At 68.9% G+C, this 20273-nt stretch carries 19 protein-coding genes; 14 read left to right on the top strand and 5 right to left on the bottom strand.

Going from position 1 to position 20273, the window contains the following annotated elements; all coding sequences use genetic code 11:
- From G7043_RS11735 to G7043_RS11725, 3 genes are all read right to left on the bottom strand, one after another.
- The gene (locus G7043_RS11735) at positions 1–1206 is read right to left on the bottom strand and encodes an exo-beta-N-acetylmuramidase NamZ family protein (RefSeq protein WP_166045578.1); all 1206 of its coding nucleotides are present in this window, start codon (positions 1204–1206) and stop codon (positions 1–3) included.
- The gene (locus G7043_RS11730) at positions 1203–2858 is read right to left on the bottom strand and encodes a glycoside hydrolase family 3 protein (protein WP_166045754.1); all 1656 of its coding nucleotides are present in this window, start codon (positions 2856–2858) and stop codon (positions 1203–1205) included. Before G7043_RS11730 ends, G7043_RS11735 begins: the two co-directional genes overlap by 4 nt.
- A gap of 632 nt (positions 2859–3490) precedes the next feature.
- Positions 3491–4285: an HAD-IB family hydrolase gene (locus G7043_RS11725; RefSeq protein ID WP_166045577.1), complete on the bottom strand. Its 795-nt coding sequence runs from the start codon at positions 4283–4285 to the stop codon at positions 3491–3493.
- Positions 4286–4733: 448 nt separating this feature from the next.
- Between G7043_RS11725 and ssd the strand changes: the two genes are divergently transcribed.
- The 8 genes from ssd to G7043_RS11685 all read left to right on the top strand — a co-directional run bounded on the left by ssd (position 4734) and on the right by G7043_RS11685 (position 10813).
- On the top strand, positions 4734–5768 hold the full coding sequence (gene ssd / locus G7043_RS11720; protein WP_166045576.1) for a septum site-determining protein Ssd: 1035 nt from the start codon (positions 4734–4736) through the stop codon (positions 5766–5768).
- Between the two features lie 916 nt (positions 5769–6684).
- The gene (locus G7043_RS11715; protein ID WP_166045575.1) at positions 6685–7797 is read left to right on the top strand and encodes a TadA family conjugal transfer-associated ATPase; all 1113 of its coding nucleotides are present in this window, start codon (positions 6685–6687) and stop codon (positions 7795–7797) included.
- A complete protein-coding gene (locus tag G7043_RS11710; RefSeq protein WP_313887813.1) occupies positions 7791–8555 on the top strand; it encodes a type II secretion system F family protein in 765 nt (254 codons plus the stop codon). Before G7043_RS11715 ends, G7043_RS11710 begins: the two co-directional genes overlap by 7 nt.
- Positions 8552–9079: a type II secretion system F family protein gene (locus G7043_RS11705; RefSeq protein WP_166045574.1), complete on the top strand. Its 528-nt coding sequence runs from the start codon at positions 8552–8554 to the stop codon at positions 9077–9079. Before G7043_RS11710 ends, G7043_RS11705 begins: the two co-directional genes overlap by 4 nt.
- A 23-nt stretch (positions 9080–9102) precedes the next feature.
- Positions 9103–9264: a DUF4244 domain-containing protein gene (locus G7043_RS11700; RefSeq protein ID WP_166045573.1), complete on the top strand. Its 162-nt coding sequence runs from the start codon at positions 9103–9105 to the stop codon at positions 9262–9264.
- A gap of 10 nt (positions 9265–9274) precedes the next feature.
- Positions 9275–9574, top strand: a complete 300-nt coding sequence (locus tag G7043_RS11695; protein WP_166045572.1) for a TadE family type IV pilus minor pilin — start codon at positions 9275–9277, stop codon at positions 9572–9574.
- A 38-nt stretch (positions 9575–9612) separates the two neighbouring features.
- Entirely contained in the window at positions 9613–9996 is a 384-nt protein-coding gene (locus G7043_RS11690; RefSeq protein ID WP_166045571.1) for an Rv3654c family TadE-like protein, read from the top strand.
- 196 nt (positions 9997–10192) lie between these two features.
- Positions 10193–10813, top strand: coding sequence for a bifunctional DNA primase/polymerase (locus tag G7043_RS11685; RefSeq protein WP_166045570.1), 621 nt, complete (start codon positions 10193–10195; stop codon positions 10811–10813).
- Between the two features lie 446 nt (positions 10814–11259).
- Here the strand turns inward: G7043_RS11685 and G7043_RS11680 are convergent, their stop codons facing one another.
- Together G7043_RS11680 and G7043_RS11675 are read right to left on the bottom strand one after the other, a co-directional pair.
- Complete coding sequence (locus tag G7043_RS11680) at positions 11260–12027, bottom strand: aminoglycoside adenylyltransferase domain-containing protein (RefSeq protein ID WP_166045569.1); 768 nt, start codon at positions 12025–12027, stop codon at positions 11260–11262.
- A 148-nt stretch (positions 12028–12175) separates the two neighbouring features.
- Entirely contained in the window at positions 12176–14473 is a 2298-nt protein-coding gene (locus G7043_RS11675) for a DEAD/DEAH box helicase (RefSeq protein WP_313887812.1), read from the bottom strand.
- Between the two features lie 215 nt (positions 14474–14688).
- Here G7043_RS11675 and G7043_RS11670 point away from each other — a divergent pair, with 215 nt between their 5' ends.
- From G7043_RS11670 to G7043_RS11645, 6 genes are all read left to right on the top strand, one after another.
- On the top strand, positions 14689–16998 hold the full coding sequence (locus G7043_RS11670; RefSeq protein WP_166045567.1) for a sodium-translocating pyrophosphatase: 2310 nt from the start codon (positions 14689–14691) through the stop codon (positions 16996–16998).
- Positions 16999–17065: 67 nt separating this feature from the next.
- Positions 17066–17638 (top strand): hypothetical protein, encoded by a 573-nt coding sequence (locus G7043_RS11665; protein ID WP_166045566.1) that lies wholly within the window; start codon positions 17066–17068, stop codon positions 17636–17638.
- A gap of 29 nt (positions 17639–17667) precedes the next feature.
- The gene (locus tag G7043_RS11660) at positions 17668–18243 is read left to right on the top strand and encodes a hypothetical protein (RefSeq protein WP_166045565.1); all 576 of its coding nucleotides are present in this window, start codon (positions 17668–17670) and stop codon (positions 18241–18243) included.
- 83 nt (positions 18244–18326) lie between these two features.
- The gene (locus G7043_RS11655; RefSeq protein WP_166045564.1) at positions 18327–18935 is read left to right on the top strand and encodes a hypothetical protein; all 609 of its coding nucleotides are present in this window, start codon (positions 18327–18329) and stop codon (positions 18933–18935) included.
- 158 nt (positions 18936–19093) lie between these two features.
- A complete protein-coding gene (locus G7043_RS11650) occupies positions 19094–19633 on the top strand; it encodes a hypothetical protein (RefSeq protein ID WP_166045563.1) in 540 nt (179 codons plus the stop codon).
- 65 nt (positions 19634–19698) lie between these two features.
- On the top strand, positions 19699–20271 hold the full coding sequence (locus G7043_RS11645) for a hypothetical protein (protein WP_166045562.1): 573 nt from the start codon (positions 19699–19701) through the stop codon (positions 20269–20271).
- Positions 20272–20273 lie beyond the last annotated feature (2 nt).

The raw sequence follows: 20273 nt of genomic DNA, 5'->3' as shown, positions 1-20273 counted from the left end.
TCACCGGTAGCGCAGGTAGGGCAGACGGGTGCGGCGGAACTGCTGCAGTTCTCGTTGCCACGCCCCGACGATCTCGTGCAGCGGGGCCTGGGCGTCGATCATCTTGCGCAGCCGGTCCGAGCCGCTCAGCTTGTCGATCCAGTTGTCCGGACGCCACGCGAACACGCTGGGGTACAAGGACTTCGCGGTGATCAGCATGGCGACGGCGGCTTCGATCGCGTCGAACTCGGTCGCGTCGGTGACGTGCAGGGTGACACCGCCGCAGGTCTTGCCCTGGAACTTGTTGAAGGTCGGCGCGAAGTAGGTCTCGCGGAACCTGACTCCCTTGAGGTTCAAGGCGTTGAGGGCCTCGGCCCAGCGCCAGTCGATGCCGGGCGCGCCGACGGTTTCGAACGGGCGGGTGGTGCCGCGACCCTCGGACAGCACCGTGCCCTCGAACAGACACGTGCCGGGGTAGACCAGCGCGGTGTCCTGCGTGGGCATGTTCGGGCTCGGCGGCACCCACGGCAGGCCGGTGTCGAGCTGGTTGCGGCGCCAGCCCCTGACGTTGACCACTTCGAGTTTCGTGGTCAGGTCGAACTCGCCCTTGAAGAAGCGGGCGAGTTCGCCGACGGTCATGCCGTGTTGCTGGACGATCGGCTTCAGGCCCACGAAGGTCGCATAGGCCGGATCGAGCTGCGGGCCGTTCGCGTTGCCGCCGATGGGGTTCGGGCGGTCGAGGACGATGAAGTCCAGGTCAGGTGCGGCCTGCATCGCCGTGTACATCGACCAGATGTAGGTGTAGAAGCGCGCACCTACGTCCGCGATGTCGAACACGACCGTGTCGATGCCCGCCTTCGTGAACATCGCTTGGAGCTTTGTGGCGTTGGCGCCGTACGCGTCGTACACCGGCACGCCCGTGCGTGGGTCCGCGTAGTCGCCCTCGGAGCCGCCGGCCTGAGCCGTGCCGCGGAAGCCGTGTTCGGGGCCGAAGACGGCCTGCGGCTTGGCGCCGTGGGCGACCATCGAGTCGACGACGTGGGTCTGGTCCTTGAGGACGCCCGTCGGGTTCGTCAGCACGCCGACCTTGCGGCCCTTGAGCTTGCGCCAGCCGTCCTGCGCGAGTTGTTCGGCGGCTGTCGTGAGCTTCGGGGCCGCGGTGGCGGTTGTGGCGGTGACGAGGGGGACGGACAGGGCGCTCGCTGCGAGGAAGCTCCGTCGTCTCACCAGGTCACCCCGTGTCCCAGCGGGTAGGGCGTCGGGCCGGGGACGTCGACCGGGAGCTTGCCCTGCGGCTTGGCCTCGCCGAGCAGGATCCTGGCCAGCGCCTCCATCGAGACGGTCGTGGTCGAGTAGGTGGCGAGCCACGTCTTGGCGTTGCCGTGGGCGACGTCGTACGGGTTGCCGGTGGCGACCGCGATGACCGGTTTGCCGGTGGCGACCAGCTGGTTGAGCAGGTCGAGCTGGGCGGGCCGGGTGCTCAGGTTGTTGGTCAGCACGACGATCTTGTCCGCGTTGGCCGCGGCTGCCAGTGCTTGTTGCGTTTGCGCCGGCGTGGGGCTCGTCGCCGTGACGACCTTCGTGCCCTTGATCCTGGCGGCGAGGGCCGTCGTGGGTGCGTCGCTGGTGCCGACGACCAGGGGAGCCGTGGCGTTGAGCGGGATTGCCTGCGCGTCGTTGCGGACGGCGGTGATGGTGCGGTCGGCGATCGCTTGGGCTTTTTGCGTGTTGGAGCCGACGACCTGGTCGACCTTGTTCTCGTCGACCTGGGCGTTGAGCATGACGCCGCGCAGGAGCTTCATCTTGAGGATGCGCAGCACGCTCTGGTCGATGCGCTGCTCGGTGATCTCACCGCTGCGGACGGCCTTGAGGACGCTGTCGATCGCGAGGCCGAGGTTCGGCGGCATCAGCAGCTGGTCGACCCCGGCCTTGATGGCCAGCACCGGGATCTCGGCGTCGGAGTGGAGCTTGCGGACGCCCGCCATCTCCAGCGAGTCGGTGATGACGACACCGTCGTACTTCAGCTCTTCGCGCAACAGACCGGTGATGACCCGCGGGGAGAGCGTGGCCGGGTTGCCCGACGGGTCGATCTGCGGCACCTGGATGTGCGCGGTCATGATCGAGTCGATCTTGGCGGCGATGGCGGCCTGGAACGGCGGCGCGTCGATCTGACGCCACTGGTCGAGGCTGCGGTTGGAGACCGGCAGGCTGGTGTGGCTGTCCTCGGCCGTGTCGCCGTGGCCGGGGAAGTGCTTGGCGGTCGAGGTGACCGAGCTCATGTCGAACCAGCGGCGGCCCTCGTAGCCCTGGACCTGGGCGCTGACCATGTCGGCGGCGAGTTTCGGGTCGCTCGCGAAGCTGCGCACGCCGATGATCGGGTTCGCCGGGTTGGAGTTGACGTCGGCGTCCGGCGCGAAGTTCTGGTTGATGCCCATCGCGCGGAGCTCCTGGGCGGTGATCCTCGCGGCCTCTTCGGCGTCCTGCGTGCTGCGGCCGGCGCCGAGGGCCATGTTGCCCGGCAGCTGCGTGGCCGGCGGGCCGATGCGCGTGACGAGGCCCATCTCCTGGTCGGTCGAGATGAGCAACGGGATGGGGCTGGCCTTCTGCAGGCCGTTGGAGAGCTGTGCGATCTGCTTCGGGGTGTCGATGTTGTCGCGCGTGGAGTTGTTGAAGTAGATGACGCCGCCGGGGCGGTACTTGCGCACCATCTCCGCGGCCGTCGCCACGCCGAAGTCGGTCTGGTTCTTGGGGTGCGGGACGTCGGCGGCCTGGCCGTTGACGTACGTGACGAAGAGCTGGCCGACCTTCTCTTCCAGAGACATCCCGCGCAGCGTGGTCACCGAGGCGTCCGCTCTCGCCACCGGCGTGAGCGCAACCATGGCCGTGACCAGCGTGAACGCGGCGATTTTCCGCACTATCCCTTGCCTCCCGGTGATGTTCCCACAGGTAACTGGCGCATTTCGCAAGTTACTCACGGCTGCGTGGTGGGTCAACGGGCGAACATTCTGCCGTCCGGAGGCAATTTTTGACCGAACAAGCAGACGGGGCCACCCTCGGAAGGGTGGCCCCGTCTTCAGCGCGGGCTTGCGAGTTACCAAGCGTGCAACTCTAGTCGTACAACCCTGGCCTCGGCGTCCGGCGTCCCGGTACGCAGGCCCTAGACGACAAGCCTCCCGCGGCGTGCTGCGCGTGGGTGCTCGAAGTCCGCGCACGGAGCTTGGTCGGGGTGGATCCTGACTTCTCTTCGTCTGGCCCCTGGCCGACCCGAGGTCCGCACCACCCATTTAAGTGCGTGGGGCCGGTCACAGCAAGGGCTCGGACGGGTGCACCGTTCAAGCCACGTTCAGTAGTGAAAGTACTGGCGTTTCTGGATTTGTGAGCGTTTCTCCGTTTTCGGGTACCGCTGACAGGGCGGCGGCGTGCACTCACGCGGGCACCACGTGTGCGTGGCGTTGCCGCTACTCGCCGGTACCCGTCACCTTCGGTGTTTTTGTGCTTCGCGGGCTTGACTTCAGTCCCTGCCGCGCTTGCGCCGCAGGCCGTACCAGGCGGCGCCGGCGGCCGCGACCGCGCCGAGGCTGATGGCCGTCACCGCGACCGCCTTGCCCGACGGGGTGGGGATGCGGGAGCGCAGGCTCACCGGGTCGACGAACTGCAGGACCGGCCAGTCCTTCTCCAGGGCGGTGCGGCGCAGGCCGCGGTCCGGGTTCACGACCGTCGGGTGGCCGACGACCTCGAGCATCGGCAGGTCCGTGACGCTGTCCGAGTAGGCGTAGCTCTGGGTGAGGTCGTAACCGTGCTCGGCGGCGAGCTGCTTGATCGCGACCGCCTTGTTGTCCGCCGCGCAGTAGAAGTCGATGTCGCCGGTGTAGCGGCCGTCGTGCACGACCATCTTCGTGCCGACGCTGAAGTCCGCACCGATCATCTGGGCGATCGGGGCGACGAGTTCCTCGCCGGACGCACTCACGATGACGACGTCGTGACCCTCGGCTTTGTGGTCGGCGATCAACTGCGTCGCTTCTTTGTAGACGAGTGGATCGACGATGTCGTGAAGCGTCTCGTTCACGATGCTGCGGATCTGTTCGACGTCCCAGCCCGCGGCCAGTGCGGTGATGTGCGCGCGCATGCGGTCCATCTGGTCCGCGTCCGCGCCGGCGAGCATGAACACGAACTGCGCATAAGCGCTCTTCAGCACCGCGCGGCGGTTGATCAGCCCCTCCTGGAAGAAGGGACGGCTGAACGCCAGCGTGCTCGACTTCGCGATCACGGTCTTGTCGAGGTCGAAGAAGGCGGCGATCCGACTCATGTACCGCAGCTTAGGCGTACTCGTCAGTAGGCCGTTCGGGCGGCATTTCGTTCGTGTACGAATCCATTGTGTGTCACGGTTACCGAAACTTGCCCCGCGGCTGTTGCCGAAGTTGCGCGCAGCACTGGCGCATGGGGATACAGTAGGAGGGTCCGGTTCGACGGACGGGTTCAGTCCGACCCCCCGGGACTGAACCATTGACGACCCCCGTCCCTCCCCCCTGGCGGGGGTCGTCCCATATCCGGACCCCGTTTCCGCGTCACCGCGACTGGACCTCTGCGGCCCTTTGCCCGGCTTTCGCCGCCCAACCCTCCAGACTCGCACACAGGTCCGACACTTCCCGCCGTCCAGGCGCCTCAAGATCGCGACTTGTCCACACCCCGCGATTTGTCCACATCTGGATCTTCGCCCGTTGTGTCGTTCATCACGACCCACCAGCGTGGACCCCATGCCCAAACCCAGCGCCCTCCTCACCGACCCGGACCTGCTCGACGAGGTCCTCCGCATCGCCGCCGCGGCCGACTGCGAGGTCTCGTGCGCCTCCGACGTGACCGCCCTGCGCTCCGAGTGGCACACCGCTCCCTTGGTCCTGCTGGACCCGGCCGCGGTCTCCGCCTGCCTGGACGCGAACTTCCCCCGCCGCTCCGGCGTCCTGGTGGTCCACGGAGGCGACCCGCCCTGGGCCCCGGCCGTGGCCCTGGGCGCCGACGGAGTGCTCGAACTGCCGGTGGAGGGCCGCCTGCTGGTGGGCGCTCTCGCCGACGTGGACGAGGGCCCGCCCTCCGACCGCGGCCGAGTGGTCTCGTTCGTAGGCGGCCGAGGCGGCTCCGGCGCCTCGATCCTGGCCATCGCCTGCGGCCGTGAGGCGGTGGCGACGGGCGGCGAGGCCATGCTCGTCGACTGCGACCCCCTGGGCGGCGGCATAGACCTGGCCCTGGGCACCGAGTCGGATGAGGGCGCCCGCTGGCCAGGCGTGCACTGCACCGGCGGCCGAGTCCCGATGTCCGCTCTCCGTGCGGCCCTGCCCGCCTCGGGCAGCCTGAGCGTCCTGGCCTGCGACCGCACCGGCCCAGACCCGGAACCAGCCGCGGTGGCCGCAGTCCTGGACGCAGGCCGCCGCGCTGGCAACACCGTCGTCTGCGACCTTCCCCGCCACCCGACCGCCGCCGCCTCAGCAGCCCTGGACCGCACCGACCTGACCGTCCTCGTGGTACCGGCCGAAGTACGAGCAACCGCCGCCGCCTGCCGCGTCGCCTCCCGCCTGCTCACCCAGGGCCGCAACATCCGCCTGGTGGTGCGCGGCCCGTCCCCCGGCAACCTGCAAGCCACCGAGATGGCCGACGTGATCGGTATCCCCCTGCTCACCCAGATGAGACCGGAACCGGGCCTGGCCGAGGTGCTGGAACGGGGCCGCTTCCCGCGCAACGCCAAGGGCCCGCTGGCCACTGCGGCCCGCCTGGTGCTGAAGGAACTCCGCCCATGACGGGCCCCGAGCCGCGCCCAGCCGCGAAAGGCATTGCGCTCGCCACCGGCTCCGACCTACGCCCAGCCGCGAAAAGCGTCGCGGTACTCACCGGCTCCGAGCCGCCCCGAGGTGCGAAAGGAGTCGCGCTCGTCACCGGCTCCGCGGTCCACCGACCGGTGCGGCCGGACAGCGGATTCCTGGGCGCCGCCGTGACCGTTCTTCACTCGCTTCGCTGTGAGAGCAGTGTGGTGCGAGGGGGGCTGCGGCCATGACCCCGCCTTCTCCGCAGGGACGCTCGACGCCTCCGCCACGAGATCAGCCTGGGGTGAGCGGAGCTCCGGCCGCCACCCAGCCTCCTCGCCCCGGACCCGCGGCCCCAACGCCGGGAAAACCCTTTCGCGCCAAGTCGATCGCCGCCGTGACCCTCGCCGCCGTCCTGCTGCGGATGGTGCGCAACGTCTTCGTCTACGGCCGTCCCTTCCCGCCTCCCTTCGTCTTCAAGGAGCCACCGGAATGAGCCGCTTCCTCGCCTGGTGCCACGAAACCTGGCGCCGCCTCACCGGCCGCGAGATCACCTACGGCCGGCACGCCCGCCACCCGGAGGCAGCAGCATGACCGCCACTCCCTGTGCGCCCGTGGGACGTGACGTGACTGCCGCCCCTGTTCCGCCCGTGGGACGTGACGTGACTGCCGCCCCTGTTCCGCTCCTGGGGCATGACGTGACCGTCACTCCTGTTCCGCCCAACGGGCGCGACGTGACTGCCACTTCTGTTCTGCCCGTGGGGCGTGGCGTGACCGCAGCCCCTGATCTGCCCAACGGGCGCGATGTGACTGCCACTTCTGTTCTGCCCGTAGGGAGTGACGTGACCGTCACTCCTGTTCCGCCCGAGCAGCGTGACGGGACCGCGAACCCTGTACGTCCAAGGGGCGTGACGTGACCGCAGCCCTGATCGACCGCGTCCGCCACCGCCTCGCCGGCGCGGACATGGAGATGACCGCCGCCGTCGTCGCACACGCGGTCCGGTCCGAAGCGGGCGGCGTGCTGGCCGACTCGGACGTCTTGGAAGCCCTCCAAGTGCTTCGGCAGGAGTTCAGCGGCACCGGGCCGCTCGACCCGTTGCTCGCCGACCCCGGCACCACCGACGTCCTGGTCACCGCGCCGGACCAGGTGTGGGTCGACGGCGCGGACGGGCTGCGCCGCACCGCCATCACCTTCCCCGACGAGGCCGCGGTGCGCCGGCTCGCCCAACGCTTGGCGGTTGCGGCCGGGCGTCGGCTGGACGATGCCTCGCCGTGCGTCGACGGGTGGCTGCCCGGCAGTGGTGTGAGGTTGCACGCGGTGCTGCCGCCCATCGCGGACCGCACCTGCCTGTCCCTCCGCGTGCTCCGGCCCGCCACGCACGATCTCGACGCGCTCCAGCGGCTCGGCACGTTCGACGGCGAGATCGCGGAAGTCCTCAGAACGATCGTCCGCAGACGCCTGGCCTTCCTGGTGATCGGCGGCACCGGGTCGGGCAAGACCTCGTTGCTGTCGGCGCTGCTCGCGTGCGTCCCGCCAAGCGAACGGATCGTGTGCGTGGAGGACGCGGGCGAGCTGAATCCGGACCATCCGCAGTTCGTGCGGCTGGTGGCGCGGCCGTCGAACATCGAGGGGGCCGGCGAGATCACCGTGCGGTCCCTCGTCCGGGAAGCGCTGCGCATGCGGCCCGACCGGATCGTCGTGGGTGAGGTGCGGGGTGCGGAGGTGCGTGAGTTGCTCACCTCGCTGAACACCGGGCACGAAGGTGGTGCCGGAACGCTCCACGCCAACTCGCCGACGGAAGTGCCGGCGCGGCTCGAAGCGTTGGGGGCGTTGGGCGGGCTGGACGTGCAGGCCCTGCACAGCCAGGTTGCCGCGGCCGTGCAACTGGTGCTGCACATGCGCCGAGACGGCAACACCCGGTACCTCAACGAGATCGGGGCGTTCACGCAAGAGAGAAGCACCCTCGGAGTCCGTCCGATCTGGACGAGACAACAAGGTTGGCACGAGAAGGAGTTGCTGTGCTGAGCCTCGTGCTGGTGGCGACCGCGTTGCTGGTCTGGCCACAACTGAAGCCACTCCGCAGGCTCAGGCCGGCGAACAAGCGAGAAATCGTTGTCCCGCAGTACATCTGGTTGATCGCGGCGATGACAGCAACCTATCTCGTGGCGGGCATCGGCGGGCTGATCGCGGGAGCGGTCCTCGCCGCCACCGTCTACCGGATGGTCAAGCAGGGCAAGCGAAGGCGCGCGCAGAGGGCGGCGACCGAAGCGCTCAGCAACGGCCTGGCCGGCGTGGTCGACGAGCTCCGCGCGGGTGCTCATCCCGCCACCGCTGCGGAAGGGGCGGCCCAGGACACTCCGGCGCCGGCCGACGAGGTGTTGAAGGCCGCGGCGGCCACCGCGAGGTCGGGTGGTGATGTCGAGCGGACGCTGAAAGAGCTTCGCCTGCCGCTGCTCCCGACGGATCAGCTGGCCAGGGCGTGGCACGTGTCGGCCCAACACGGCGTGGCGTTGGCGGACGTGCTGGACGCCACCAGGCGCGATCTCGATCAGCGGGCCGCGTTCGCGCGGCAGGTGCACGCGCGCATGGCCGGGCCGCGCGCGAGTGCGGCGGTGTTGGCCGGGCTGCCGGTGTTCGGTGTGTTGCTGGGCGAACTGAGTGGTGCCCGGCCGATGCAGGTGCTCGCCGGCACCACGGCGGGACAGTTCCTGCTGGTTCTCGGCGCGTTGTTCCTGGCGGCGGGCCTGTGGTGGACGAAGCGGATCACGGAGGTCGAGCCGTGACGTTCCTCCTCCTCGCGTTGGCGATCCTGCTGGCACCGGCTCAGCGAAGAGCGATCGATCGGTTGCGGCCCAGAGAGCACGACCCGCCGCAGAAGAAGGCCACACGCACAGGCCCGTTCGAACGGGCCGCTGCCTGGGATCTGCTGGCCGCCTGCCTCAGAGCCGGGTTGCCGGTGCCGACGGCGATCCAGGCCGTCGCCGTCGAAGAGCTCGGTCAGGTCGCGGAACTCCTCAGGCTCGGGGCCGACCCGGTCACGGCATGGGCACCCGCGCTCGACCGGCCGGAGACGGCCGCGCTGGCGAGGGCGGCGCGCAGGACCGCGCGGTCCGGGGCCGCGCTGGCCAGGCAGGCCGCTGAGCTGGCCGAGCGGACCAGGGCCGAGGCGACGAACGAGGCCGAGGCGAAGGCGCAGAAGGCCGCGGTGGCGGTGGCGGCGCCGCTCGCGCTGTGTTTTCTGCCGGCGTTCCTGTGTCTCGGCGTGGTGCCGGTGGTGCTGGGGCTGGCCGGCCGATTCCTCAACTGATTCCTCGAACAAGGAGCGAAGAGATGGAACTGCTGAAGGACGACAGCGGCATGAGCACGGTGGAGTACGCGATCGGGACGTTGGCGGCGGCCGCGTTCGCTGGTGCGTTGTACGCGCTGTTCACCAGTGACCTGGTCCAGAACATGTTGCAAGGGCTGATACAGCGTGCGCTGTCGTCGGTCTGATGACAGCGGCATGGTCACGGTGGAGGCGGCCATCGCGGTGTGCGCGCTGCTGGTGGTCATGGGGCTCGCGGCCGCCGGGCTGACGGCGGTGATCGAGCAGATGCGGTGCACCGACGCGGCACGGGAGGCGGCGCGGCTCACGGCACGCGGTGAACGGCAGCGTGGCGAGGAGGCGGCCGGGCAGATCGCGTTGGGAGCCACCGTCGAATTCCAGGTGGAGGGGGATGCGGTGCGGGTTGTCGTCCGCAAGAAGGGGCCGCTGGGTTTACCGCTCAGCGCGCAGGCGTTCGCCGTCGTGGAGCCGCGATGAGCGGTGAACGGCCTGGTTGCGAGCGAGGTTCGGCTGCGGTGAGCGGTGTGGTGGCGATGTCGCTGCTGATCATCGTCACGATCACCGGTGCGCAGGTCGGGGCGGCGGTCGTCGCGCGGCACCGGGTGACCGGTGCGGCCGATCTGGCGGCCCTGGCGGCTGCCGCTCGTCTCACCGACGGCGACGGAAGTGCTTGTGAGCAGGCAAGACGAGTGGCCGAGGCCAATCGATCAACCCTCGACAGCTGCGCGGTGAGCGGATGGGAGGTGGTTGTGCAGCTGTCGGCGATTACGCCGTTCGGCCCGGTGAACGCACGTGCCAGGGCAGGTCCGGCCGAAGATCGAAGCGTTTGGAGCGCGACGAGCGGTCGACTCGCAGCGGTGAGCGGACTCACAAGTCCGCCGGGACATGCTGAACGGTGATCGAACTAAACGCGGGCAGTTCAGTGCCTCGGTCAGACGAAGGACGTTCGCCGTCTCGTAGCTACCAGTTGTCGAGCGGGGGTTACGGAGGCTGGTGCCGGTGTCGTTAGTTGTAGAGGCGGCACCGACGCGGTGTCCTACGAACACCGGCACCACGTTGATGTCGAGTCAGATTCTGGGAAGAAGGCGACGGAAGATGGATTGGTCGGACAGCTGGCGCGGGGCCTTCCGCATTGAACTGCGTGCCGAGGCCGTCAGCCTCGCGTACCGCGGTTGGCCCGTACTGCCCGGCACCTACCCGGCCGGTTCGGAGCAGGGCGTCACCCAGTGGGCGGGCCGCAGCGGGCTCGAACTCCACGGCCCCATCCCCGTGCACCGCGACTGGGTGGACCGCATCGGGACCCGTCCCGACCAGGTCGCCACGTGGTGGGCGGGTCGCTCCTACAGCCTTCTCGTCGCCACCGGCCACGTGGTGGACGCGATCGAGGTCGGCACCGACCTCGGCCGTCGCGCGGCCGTCGCACTGCGCTCGATCGGTGTTCCTGTGCCGATCGCCGCGACCCCGTCCGGCCGGTGGATGTTCCTGGTGAAGTCCGGCTCGAAGCTCAACACCGAGCTGGCCAACAACAGCGACGTGCACCACTACGCCAAGGGCGAGTACATCCCGCTGCCGCCCACCCCGATGGCGCACGGCGTCGTGCACTGGCGGGTCAAGCCGTCGATCTGCGGCTGGAACCTGCCGGACGCGCACGTCGTGCAGGACGCTCTCGTCGAGGCGCTGCACGCCCCGGCCGGCTACCAGCTCGAAACCGTTTAACAACTACAAAAGAGCCCGGCCGTGCTGGGTGTCGTCGTGGACTCTCCCCGACAACCCCGAAGACGATGCCCTGCACGGCCGTTCCAACCCCGCCCGATCCGATGATCGGCCTCCGTACCCCGCACTTCAGGGGCCGCTGAGGAACGGGCAAAAAGCCGAACACGCACCCCGAAGGACAGCCTCCCGCACTAGTGACCGGACCGAGGAACGTTAGTGGCAGAACACCAGCTCTGCCGCGGTCGGTGAAGCCGGCTCCTCCCCGGAGTTCGTCAGAAGACAGTGGACACCGTCGCCTCCCGCGTGTCCTGTCGAGACGAACGAACCAGATTCCGCCGATGTTCCAAGGAATCCGGTCGCGAAGCGGTAGTAGGCGGGAAAACAGTGTTCGGCACGTGGAGAGGGCGCGCCGCAGGTACCCGTGAGCCTGCGGCGCGCCCCCACGAAAACTAGAGAAGCTCGCAGTAGGCCGCGAAAGCCTCGGTCTGCTCCATGCTTCCCGGACGCGGTACCGCGTCGGCGTCCCAGCCGAGGTCCCGGTCCACCAAGACCTGCTCGATCAGCGGGTGCCACCGCTGATCGAGCATTTTCAATCCCCACTTGAGGGCGCCGCGCTTCGACGTCACTTCTGCGGTGTGCAGGGTGTAGAGCGTCCGACAGTACTGCGCGACGATGTAGCGCTGAGTCCAGGCGACGTCCATCGGCGCCCACGACTTGATGCCCTCCCACAGAATCGGCAGGTCGGCGCGCATCGTCGAGCGCAGCACCGAAGCCGGCACCTCGTCGACCAGCGACGTGATCGGTGGGCCGTCCAGCACGATGCCGTGGTTGCGCAGGATCCACCGGGCGTGCGGGCTGTTGCAGTGGGTGTCCCAGATCAACGTGCGATGGCCGTGGTCGTTGAACAGCCACGGAACCCCGAGGCCTGCCACCGAGCGCAGCGACTCCACGTCGGCGTACGAGCCCTCGATCTCGGTCGACCAGTGGCCTGGTCGCAGGGGAATCTCGTCGTGCAACGCCCGCAAGCCCGCTTCCCGAGCGCCGGACGGCAGCTCGGTGCAGGCGACGATGAAGTCGCAGTCGCTGTGGATGTCACCGGCGCCCAAGGCGAACGAGCCCTGGACGTAAGCGCCCACGTAGGTGGGGCCGAGGATCTCCCGAACCGACGAGACGAGGTCGGCGAGCAGTGCGTTCAGATCAGCAAAAGGCGTGAACAAGGCAAGTCTCCAATGAACCCGTGGCCGAGAAGCGGACGGGCGCGGCGGAGCATCGGACTCAGCCGCGCCTAGGCGCGACGGGTCCGGTCAGTGGCGTTGCAGCTGCATGCGGTCACGACGCCACCGTAACCAACGAGCGGTGCCACGGTCAGGCGATTTTGCTCAGCACGACGTCCAGCACGAGCACGGCACCGGCCTTGTCCAGCGGTTCGTTGCCGTTGCCGCACTTGGGTGACTGCACGCACGACGGGCAACCCATCGGGCACGAGCACGAGCTGATCGCCGAACGCGTGGCCGAGAGCCACGCCCGCAGCGCCTCGAAACCGCGGTCCGCGAAGCCCGCGCCGCCGGGGTGGCCGTCGTGCACGAACACCGTCGGCATCCCCGTGTCCGGGTGCACGGCCGTCGACACGCCACCGATGTCCCAGCGATCGCAGGTCGCGAACAGCGGCAACAGGCCGATCGCGGCGTGCTCGGCGGCGTGCAGGGCGCCGGGGATCCGTTTGCCGTCGACACCGGCGGAGACCAGCAGCGACTCGTCGACCGTGTACCAGACGGCTCTGGTCTGCAGGCTCTGCTCCGGCAGGTCCAGCGGGATCTGGTCGAGCACCACGCCGGACGGCAGCCGCCGCAGGTAGCCGACGACCTGCGTGGTCACCTCGACCTCGCCCAGCGAAACGGACACACCGCCGAAATCGGTGCGTTCGACCTCGCGCACCACGGTGATGTCGACGCAGTCACGCGGCTGCGTGGTCCACTCCGGGTCTTCGCGGTGCACCATCGCGAGGCCGCTCTCCAGGTCGAGGTCGTCGACCACGTACGCCCGCCCCTGGTGCAGGTACACGGCGCCGGGATGCACCTGCCAGCAGGCCGATCCCGGGTCGACGGTGCCGAGCATCCGGCCGGAGTCCGACTCGACGACGGCCACCTGGTCGCCGCCCGAACCGCGGATGTCCACACCGGCGTGCGGGCGGTCGTGCGACGCCCAGTACCACCCCGCCGGCCTGCGCCGCAGCAGCTTCTCCGCGACCAACTCCTCCAGGACCGACTCGGCCAGCGGTCCGCCGAAGTCGTCGAGGCACGCCGGGGTCAACGGCATCTCGGACGCGGCGCAGGCCAGCTGAGGCCCCAGCACATAGGGGTTCAACGGATCCAGCACCGTCGCCTCGACCGGCCGGTCCAGCACCGCGGACGGGTTGTGCACCAGGTAGGTGTCCAACGGGTCGTCGCGCGCCACGAACACCACCAACGCGCTGTCACCGGATCGGCCGGCGCGGCCCGCCTGCTGCCAGAACGACGCCAAAGTGCCGGGGAAACCGGCCACCACCACGGCGTCCAGCCCGGCGATGTCGACGCCGAGCTCCAGGGCGTTCGTGGTCGCGACGCCGAGCAGATCACCCGTGGACAGCGACTTCTCCAGCGCCCGCCGCTCTTCCGGCAGGAAGCCGCCCCGGTAGGCCGCGACCCGGCCGGGCAGCTCACTGTCCACTTCGGACAGGATCCGCTGTGTGCCCAGCGCGGTCAGCTCGGCGCCGCGGCGGGAGCGCACGAACGCGAGCGAGCGGGCGCCCTCGACGACCAGGTCGGCGAGGATCCGCGACGTCTCCGCGCCCGCCGAACGCCGGATCGGCGCGCCGTTCTCACCCTCCAGAGAGGTCAGTGGCGGCTCCCACAGCGCGACCGTCCGCGAGGCGCGCGGCGAAAAGTCGTCCACGACAGCGGAAACCGGCACGCCGAGCAATCTCTGCGCCGAGGCAGAAGGATCAGCCACAGTGGCCGATGCCAAAACGAAGATCGGATTCGCGCCGTATTTGCGGGCGATCCGCCGCAGCCGTCGCATCAACAACGCCACGTGCGAACCGAAAACACCGCGATAGGAATGGCACTCGTCGATCACCACGTACTTCAGCCGGCGGAAGAACCGCAGCCATTTCGGGTGCTGCGGAAGGATGCCGCGGTGCAGCATGTCCGGGTTGGTGAAGACCCAGTTCGCGTGCGCCTTGACCCAGTCGCGTTCGGCCATCGGGGTGTCCCCGTCGTAGGCCGACGCGCGCACACCCTTGATCCCCAGCTCCTCGAGCGCGCGGAGCTGGTCCGCCCCAAGGGCTTTGGTGGGTGACAGGTACAGCGCGGTGGCCTTCGTGTCCGCCAAAAGAGTGGAAAGCACGGGCAATTGGTAGGCAAGTGACTTGCCGGACGCCGTGCCCGTCGCGAGCACCACGTGCTGCCCCGACCACGCCAGCGAGGCGGCCTCGACCTGGTGCCGCCACGGCTCCCGCACGCCCGTTTCCGCGAACGCCTCGACCACCGGCGCGGCCGCCCACGGAGGCCATTCGACGTGATCAGCCTGCCGCAACGGCAGATCACGTGCGTGTGTGAGAGGTGACTCCCCGGCGGGTACCCCCGCCAGCACGCGGTCCAGCAACCGCCGTCCCTGATCCACCACGAGGCGAGCTTTGCACACGACACCGACACTTCCGGCCGGGGCGTACTCGACTTCCAGCGCAGATAACGGTGTGTGCACGGATCGGGACGTTTCGTTGCCTCGTTGCAACCACCCCCTAGACTCCCCGCTCATCGCATCCAATGAGGGATGCGTCACGTCGCGCTGGGCGGCTGGTCTGCCTTGGCGCTGCACATGGCAACTCACCAGGAGGACGGATGTCCCGGCAATTCCTCGCGGAGAGCCTCGAGCTCTCCGGGGGTGATCGCGGCGTCGTAGCCGTGGTCGCCGTGGTCGCCCTGGCTGCTCTCGCCGTCGGGTACGTGCTGCTCAAGGAGGTGCTGGCCGCCGGCCAGGGCACCGACAAGATGCAGGACATCGCCAAGGCGGTTCAGGAGGGCGCAGCGGCCTACCTCAACCGGCAGTTCCGCACGCTCGGCATTTTTGTCGTGATCGTGTTCGTGCTGCTGTTCGCGCTACCGGCAGATGATTTGGCCGAACGAATCGGCCGATCATTGTTCTTCATCGTCGGTGCCGCGTTCTCGGCGACTATCGGCTACCTGGGCATGTGGTTGTCCACGCGCGCCAACGTGCGTGTCGCCGCCGCCGCGAACGAAGAAGGCGGTCGCGAAAAGGCGACGCGCATCGCGTTCCGCACCGGTGGTGTGGTCGGCATGACCACGGTCGGTCTCGGCCTCTTCGGCGCCGCGCTGGTCGTGTTCGTGTACACGGGTCAGGCTCCGAAGGTCCTGGAGGGCTTCGGTTTCGGTGCCGCGCTGCTCGCGATGTTCATGCGTGTCGGCGGCGGCATCTTCACCAAGGCCGCGGACGTCGGCGCCGACCTGGTCGGCAAGGTCGAGCAGGGCATCCCCGAGGACGACCCCCGCAACGCCGCCACCATCGCGGACAACGTGGGCGACAACGTCGGTGACTGCGCCGGCATGGCCGCGGACCTCTTCGAGTCCTACGCCGTCACCCTGGTGGCGTCGCTGATCCTCGGCACCGTCGCGTTCGGTGTGCAGGGCCTGCTGTTCCCGCTGATCGTCCCCGCGATCGGTGTGCTGACCGCGATCATCGGCGTGTACACGACGAAGGCGAAGGTGGGCGAGAGCGGCCTCACGGCCATCAACCGCTCCTTCTACATCTCCGCGGTCATCTCCGCGGTGCTGTGCACGATCGCTGCCTTCTCGTACCTGCCGAGCTCCTTCGCGGACCTCAGGGGCGTCAGCGACGCGGTCAAGGCCACCAGCGGCAACCCGCAGCTGATCGCGGCCGTCGCGGTGATCATCGGCATCGTGCTGGCCGGCGTCATCCTCTGGCTGACCGGCTACTACACCGGCACCGACCACAAGCCGGTCAAGGAGGTCGGCCAGACCTCGCTGACCGGTGCGGCCACGGTGATCCTGTCCGGCATCTCGGTCGGTTTCGAGTCCGCCGTCTACACCGCGCTCGTCATCGGTGCGGCCGTGTACGGCGCGTTCCTGCTCTCCGGTTCGGTCGTCGTCGCGTTGTTCGCGATCGCGCTCGCCGGTTGTGGTCTGCTCACGACCGTCGGCGTCATCGTCGCGATGGACACCTTCGGCCCGGTCTCCGACAACGCGCAGGGCATCGCCGAGATGTCCGGTGACGTGCACGGCGAGGGCGCGCAGATCCTCACCGAGCTCGACGCGGTCGGCAACACCACCAAGGCCATCACCAAGGGCATCGCGATCGCGACGGCCGTGCTCGCCGCGACCGCGCTGTTCGGCTCGTACCAGGACGCGATCACCCAGGCGATCGCCAAGGTCGGCAACGTCGCGGGCGACCTGCCCGTGTCGTTCAGCAACCTGGTGTTCAGCCCGAACGTGCTCGTCGGTGTCGCCATCGGTGCGGCCGTCGTCTTCATGTTCTCGGGCCTCGCGGTCAACGCCGTGACGCGCGCCGCCGGTGCCATCGTGTTCGAGGTGCGCCGTCAGTTCCGCGACAACCCCGGCATCATGGACTACTCGGTGAAGCCGGAGTACGGCAAGGTCGTCGACATCTGCACCAAGGACTCGCTGCGCGAGCTCGCGACTCCGGGGCTGATGGCCGTGCTCGCCCCGATCGCCGTCGGCTTCGGCCTCGGCGTCGGCCCGCTGGCCGGTTACCTCGCCGGCGCGATCGCGACCGGCACGCTGATGGCGGTGTTCCTGGCCAACTCCGGTGGTGCCTGGGACAACGCGAAGAAGCTGGTCGAGGACGGCAACCACGGTGGCAAGGGCTCCGACGCCCACGCCGCCACGGTCATCGGCGACACCGTCGGCGACCCGTTCAAGGACACCGCCGGTCCGGCCATCAACCCGCTGATCAAGGTCATGAACCTGGTCTCGGTGCTGATCGCGCCCGCCATCGTCACCTTCTCCATCGGTGACCAGGCGTCCGACCCGATCCGCATCGCGATCGCCGTGGTCGCGGCACTGATCATCGTGGGTGCGGTGGTCGTGTCCAAGCGTCGCGGCACCGCGATCGCGGACGCGCCCGCGGAGACCGTGAGCAACGGCGCCGCGTAGGTTCACCGCCTCCGGTCGGGGTACGTTCGGGTTTCCCCCCGACGTACCCCGACCTAGGAGTTACGACATGAGGCTCAGCCTCGTCGCCACTGCCGTTGTCGCCGCCGCCTGTGCGCTGGCCGGGTGCACCAATGGCGGCAACTCCGGCACTTCATCGACGCCCACCAGCGGCGCGGCCAGCCCCGAGGCCGTCGCCTACATGGACAAGGTGTGCGGCGCCGCCTCCGAGTTCGCCAAGATCGAGAAGACGGCCCCCAAGATCGACGCCGACTCGGCCAAGCTCAAGGCCGAGATGGCCGCCTACATGGGCCAGCTCGCCGACGCCTTCACGAAGTCCGCGGAAGGCCTCAAGAACGTCGGCCCGTCCCCCGTCGCGGGTGGTGAGGAGGCCGTCAACAAGATGGCCGAGACCTTCACCTCGCTCGGTGCCGTCTTCAGCGACGCCAAGACGAAGGTCGAGCAGGCCGACGCGAACAACGCCACCGGAGGCATCCAGGCCGCCGGAGAGGCCATCGCGAAGCTCTCCGAGCTCGCCGACCCGCTGCGCGACCTCAAGGCCAACCCGGAGCTGCAGAAGGCCACGCAGACGGCACCCAAGTGCCAGGAGATGCAGCGACTCAACGTCACGCCAACGAGCTGAACGGGCCCGGCAGGGGTAGCTTCCGCGCCATGCGTCGCACAGTCATCGCGCTCCTGGCGGGCCTGCTCGCGGTCACCGCGTGCAGCACCGGAGGAGGAGGCTCAGCCACGTCCCCGACCCCGACCCAGACCACTGACGCCGATGTCGTGGCGTGGATGGACAAGGTCTGCGGTGCCGTCGGCGGCACCGTCAAGGCCATGTCGGACGAGCCCAACATCGACATGACCGATCCCGCCAAACTCAAGACGGGCCTCTCCGAGTGGCTCGGCACCAAGGTCACCGCCGTCGACAAGTCGATCGCGGACCTCAAGGCGCTGGAGAACGGTCCGCACCCCAGGTCGAAGGAGCTGGTCAGCACCGCCGAGCAGGGCATGGGCCAGATCAGGACACTGCTCGGCGACACCAGGACGAAGGTGGACTCCGCCACCGACCCGACCCAGGTCATCACCGCCTTCACCGAGATGGTCACCAAGGCCGCCGCGCTGGAGGGGGCCGGAGCCGACGTGCAGAAGAAGTTCACCGAGACGGGACTCGCGGACGCCGCTCAGAAGGCCCCCAACTGCAAGGGCCTGGCGATCACCCCCACGTCTCCGCCGACTTCCTGACGAACCGGGAATCCCGCCGGACCGGATCGCCCGGACGTGTACCGTTCGGCGATCCGGTTCGCCATTTCTGGGGGATTTCCACCATGAACGCACGTTTGAGATTCGTTGTCGCCTGCACCGGTGCCGCCCTCGCGCTGGCAGGGTGCTCCAACAGCGCCGCACCGTCCACGCAGAAGAGCACCGCACCCACCACCACGTCCGTCACCCCGCCCGCGGCCGACCCGGTCAAGTGGGCCGGCGCGTTCTGCAGCGGCACCACGCCGGTGCTGACCGGCGCGGTCGAGCTGATCACCCTCGCCGCGGCGAACAGCCAGAACCCGCCCGCGCTCAAGGAGGGCATGCTCAAGATCCTCGACAGCGGCTCGACGGCGCTCGCCGACGCCGAGAAGAAGCTCAAGGACGTCGGCGCGCCCGGCCCCGAGGCCCAGGCGCTGCACGACGAGCTGATCAAGATGTTCGGTGACGGTGCCAAGGAGTACAAGTCGGTCGCCGAGCAGGTCAAGAAGATCGACGCCAACGCGCCCGACTTCCTGGGCCAGGTCGAGAAGATCGGCGGCGAGTCCGCCGACCCGTCGAAGTTCTCCGAGCAGATCAAGAAGCTCGACTCCGACCCGAAGTACAAGGACGCCATCGCGAAGGCGCCCGAGTGCACGGAGATGCGCACCAAGCTCGGCAAGCTGATCGGCCAGTGACGAACCTCCGCTGATCGCGGCCGTGCTGGTCACGGCCGCGATCTCCGCGTGCACGCAGCAGGCGTCGGCACCCGCGCCTGCCACCACCACGACGAGGCGTTCCGCGCGAACGAGGTGTGCGTGAACTGGCAGGCACTGGCCGGAGGAAAATAGGCCCGATGAAGAAGCGTCTGCTCGCTGCCGTGCTGGCCAGCGCCGTCGTGCTGACCGCGTGCGGTTCCGACGAGGACAAGCCGCTGACCGACGCCCAGGGACAGTGGGTGGACGCCTTCTGCGGTGGCTTGCTGCCCGGCATGAAGGCGGGCCAGGAGTTGCAGAAGCAGGACGCCGCCAACCCCGCCGCGGTCAAGACGGCCTACCTCAAGCTGGTCACGGCCAACGCCACCGCGCTCGCCGACGCCGAGAAGAAGCTCAAGGAGCTCGGACCACCGTCGGACGAACTCGAGGACGTGCACGAACGGCTGACGAAGTACCTCGGCGAGTCGGCCAGGTCCTACAGCGCCGCGAAGGCGCCGGTCGAGAAGCTCGAAGCCAACGCCGCGTTCTGGGAGAGCGCGGAGAAGACGCTCACCGACACTTCGCAGGTCAGCAGCCCGGAAGAGCTCCGGGCGACCTTCGACGCGCTGGAGAAGTCACCCAAGTACGCGGCGGCGATGGGCAAGTCCGCACCCTGCGCGGAACTGAAGTCCGGGCAGTAACTCGACCAGCGTATTCACACACGTCCCACTGGTCACAGTCGAACGTCTGTTCTACCCTGTGGGCCGTGGTTGGGCAGCTGTCCTTCTTCTCGGCCGAGGCGCGCACGCCGGCCAAGGCGGACCTCGCCGGCTTCCTCTGCGGGCCGGGGCAGGCCGTCAGCTTCGCGCGCGGCACGGCGGCCCGCGTGTACGTCGAGCTGCGTGACGAATGGCGCCACCAGCCCCTCAAGCAGGCCTGCGCCGAGCGCGGGGTCACGTCCGAGCTCTGCGTGAACGAAGAGGGCACGCACTTCGTCCGCACGCCGTTCCGCACCGATCTCACCCCTCTGGCCGCCCGCTGGCTGGACGGATCTGTCAAAAAGGTCCCGGCGGACTTCGAGCTGAACGGCGCAGTGCTGCGGGTCTGGGCGCTGGCCGCGGGCAGCTGGATGGAGTCGGCGTACCTGCTCGGTTTGGACCCCAACGCACCGCAGACACACCTGCCGTTGCAAAATGCCCTGCTCGCATCCGGACTTCCGTGCACCCTGGTAGGGGCTCCGGCGTTGCGGGTAACCGGCCGACGAAGGCTGGCACGGCTCGCTGAGCTGGTCGGAAGCCCTCCGCACGGGGTGGCGTGCAGCACCTGGCCGGCGGCCTGAGC

The organism is Lentzea alba, assembly GCF_011067745.1.
GTDB classification, from domain to species: Bacteria; Actinomycetota; Actinomycetes; order Mycobacteriales; family Pseudonocardiaceae; genus Lentzea; species Lentzea alba.
The sequence above is the reverse complement of the archived record's forward strand: the minus strand, read 5'-3'. Positions and strand labels throughout refer to the sequence as shown.

Excerpts from the sequence above, each read along its gene's own strand:
- G7043_RS11730 (WP_166045754.1), bottom strand. The coding sequence starts at position 2,858 with ATGGTTGCGCTCACGCCGGTGGCGAGAGCGGACGCCTCGGTGACCACG.
- G7043_RS11725 (WP_166045577.1), bottom strand. The coding sequence starts at position 4,285 with ATGAGTCGGATCGCCGCCTTCTTCGACCTCGACAAGACCGTGATCGCG.
- ssd (WP_166045576.1), top strand. The coding sequence starts at position 4,734 with ATGCCCAAACCCAGCGCCCTCCTCACCGACCCGGACCTGCTCGACGAG.
- G7043_RS11700 (WP_166045573.1), top strand. The coding sequence starts at position 9,103 with ATGGAACTGCTGAAGGACGACAGCGGCATGAGCACGGTGGAGTACGCG.
- G7043_RS11695 (WP_166045572.1), top strand. The coding sequence starts at position 9,275 with ATGGTCACGGTGGAGGCGGCCATCGCGGTGTGCGCGCTGCTGGTGGTC.
- G7043_RS11685 (WP_166045570.1), top strand. The coding sequence starts at position 10,193 with ATGGATTGGTCGGACAGCTGGCGCGGGGCCTTCCGCATTGAACTGCGT.
- G7043_RS11670 (WP_166045567.1), top strand. The coding sequence starts at position 14,689 with ATGTCCCGGCAATTCCTCGCGGAGAGCCTCGAGCTCTCCGGGGGTGAT.
- G7043_RS11665 (WP_166045566.1), top strand. The coding sequence starts at position 17,066 with ATGAGGCTCAGCCTCGTCGCCACTGCCGTTGTCGCCGCCGCCTGTGCG.
- G7043_RS11660 (WP_166045565.1), top strand. The coding sequence starts at position 17,668 with ATGCGTCGCACAGTCATCGCGCTCCTGGCGGGCCTGCTCGCGGTCACC.
- G7043_RS11655 (WP_166045564.1), top strand. The coding sequence starts at position 18,327 with ATGAACGCACGTTTGAGATTCGTTGTCGCCTGCACCGGTGCCGCCCTC.
- G7043_RS11650 (WP_166045563.1), top strand. The coding sequence starts at position 19,094 with ATGAAGAAGCGTCTGCTCGCTGCCGTGCTGGCCAGCGCCGTCGTGCTG.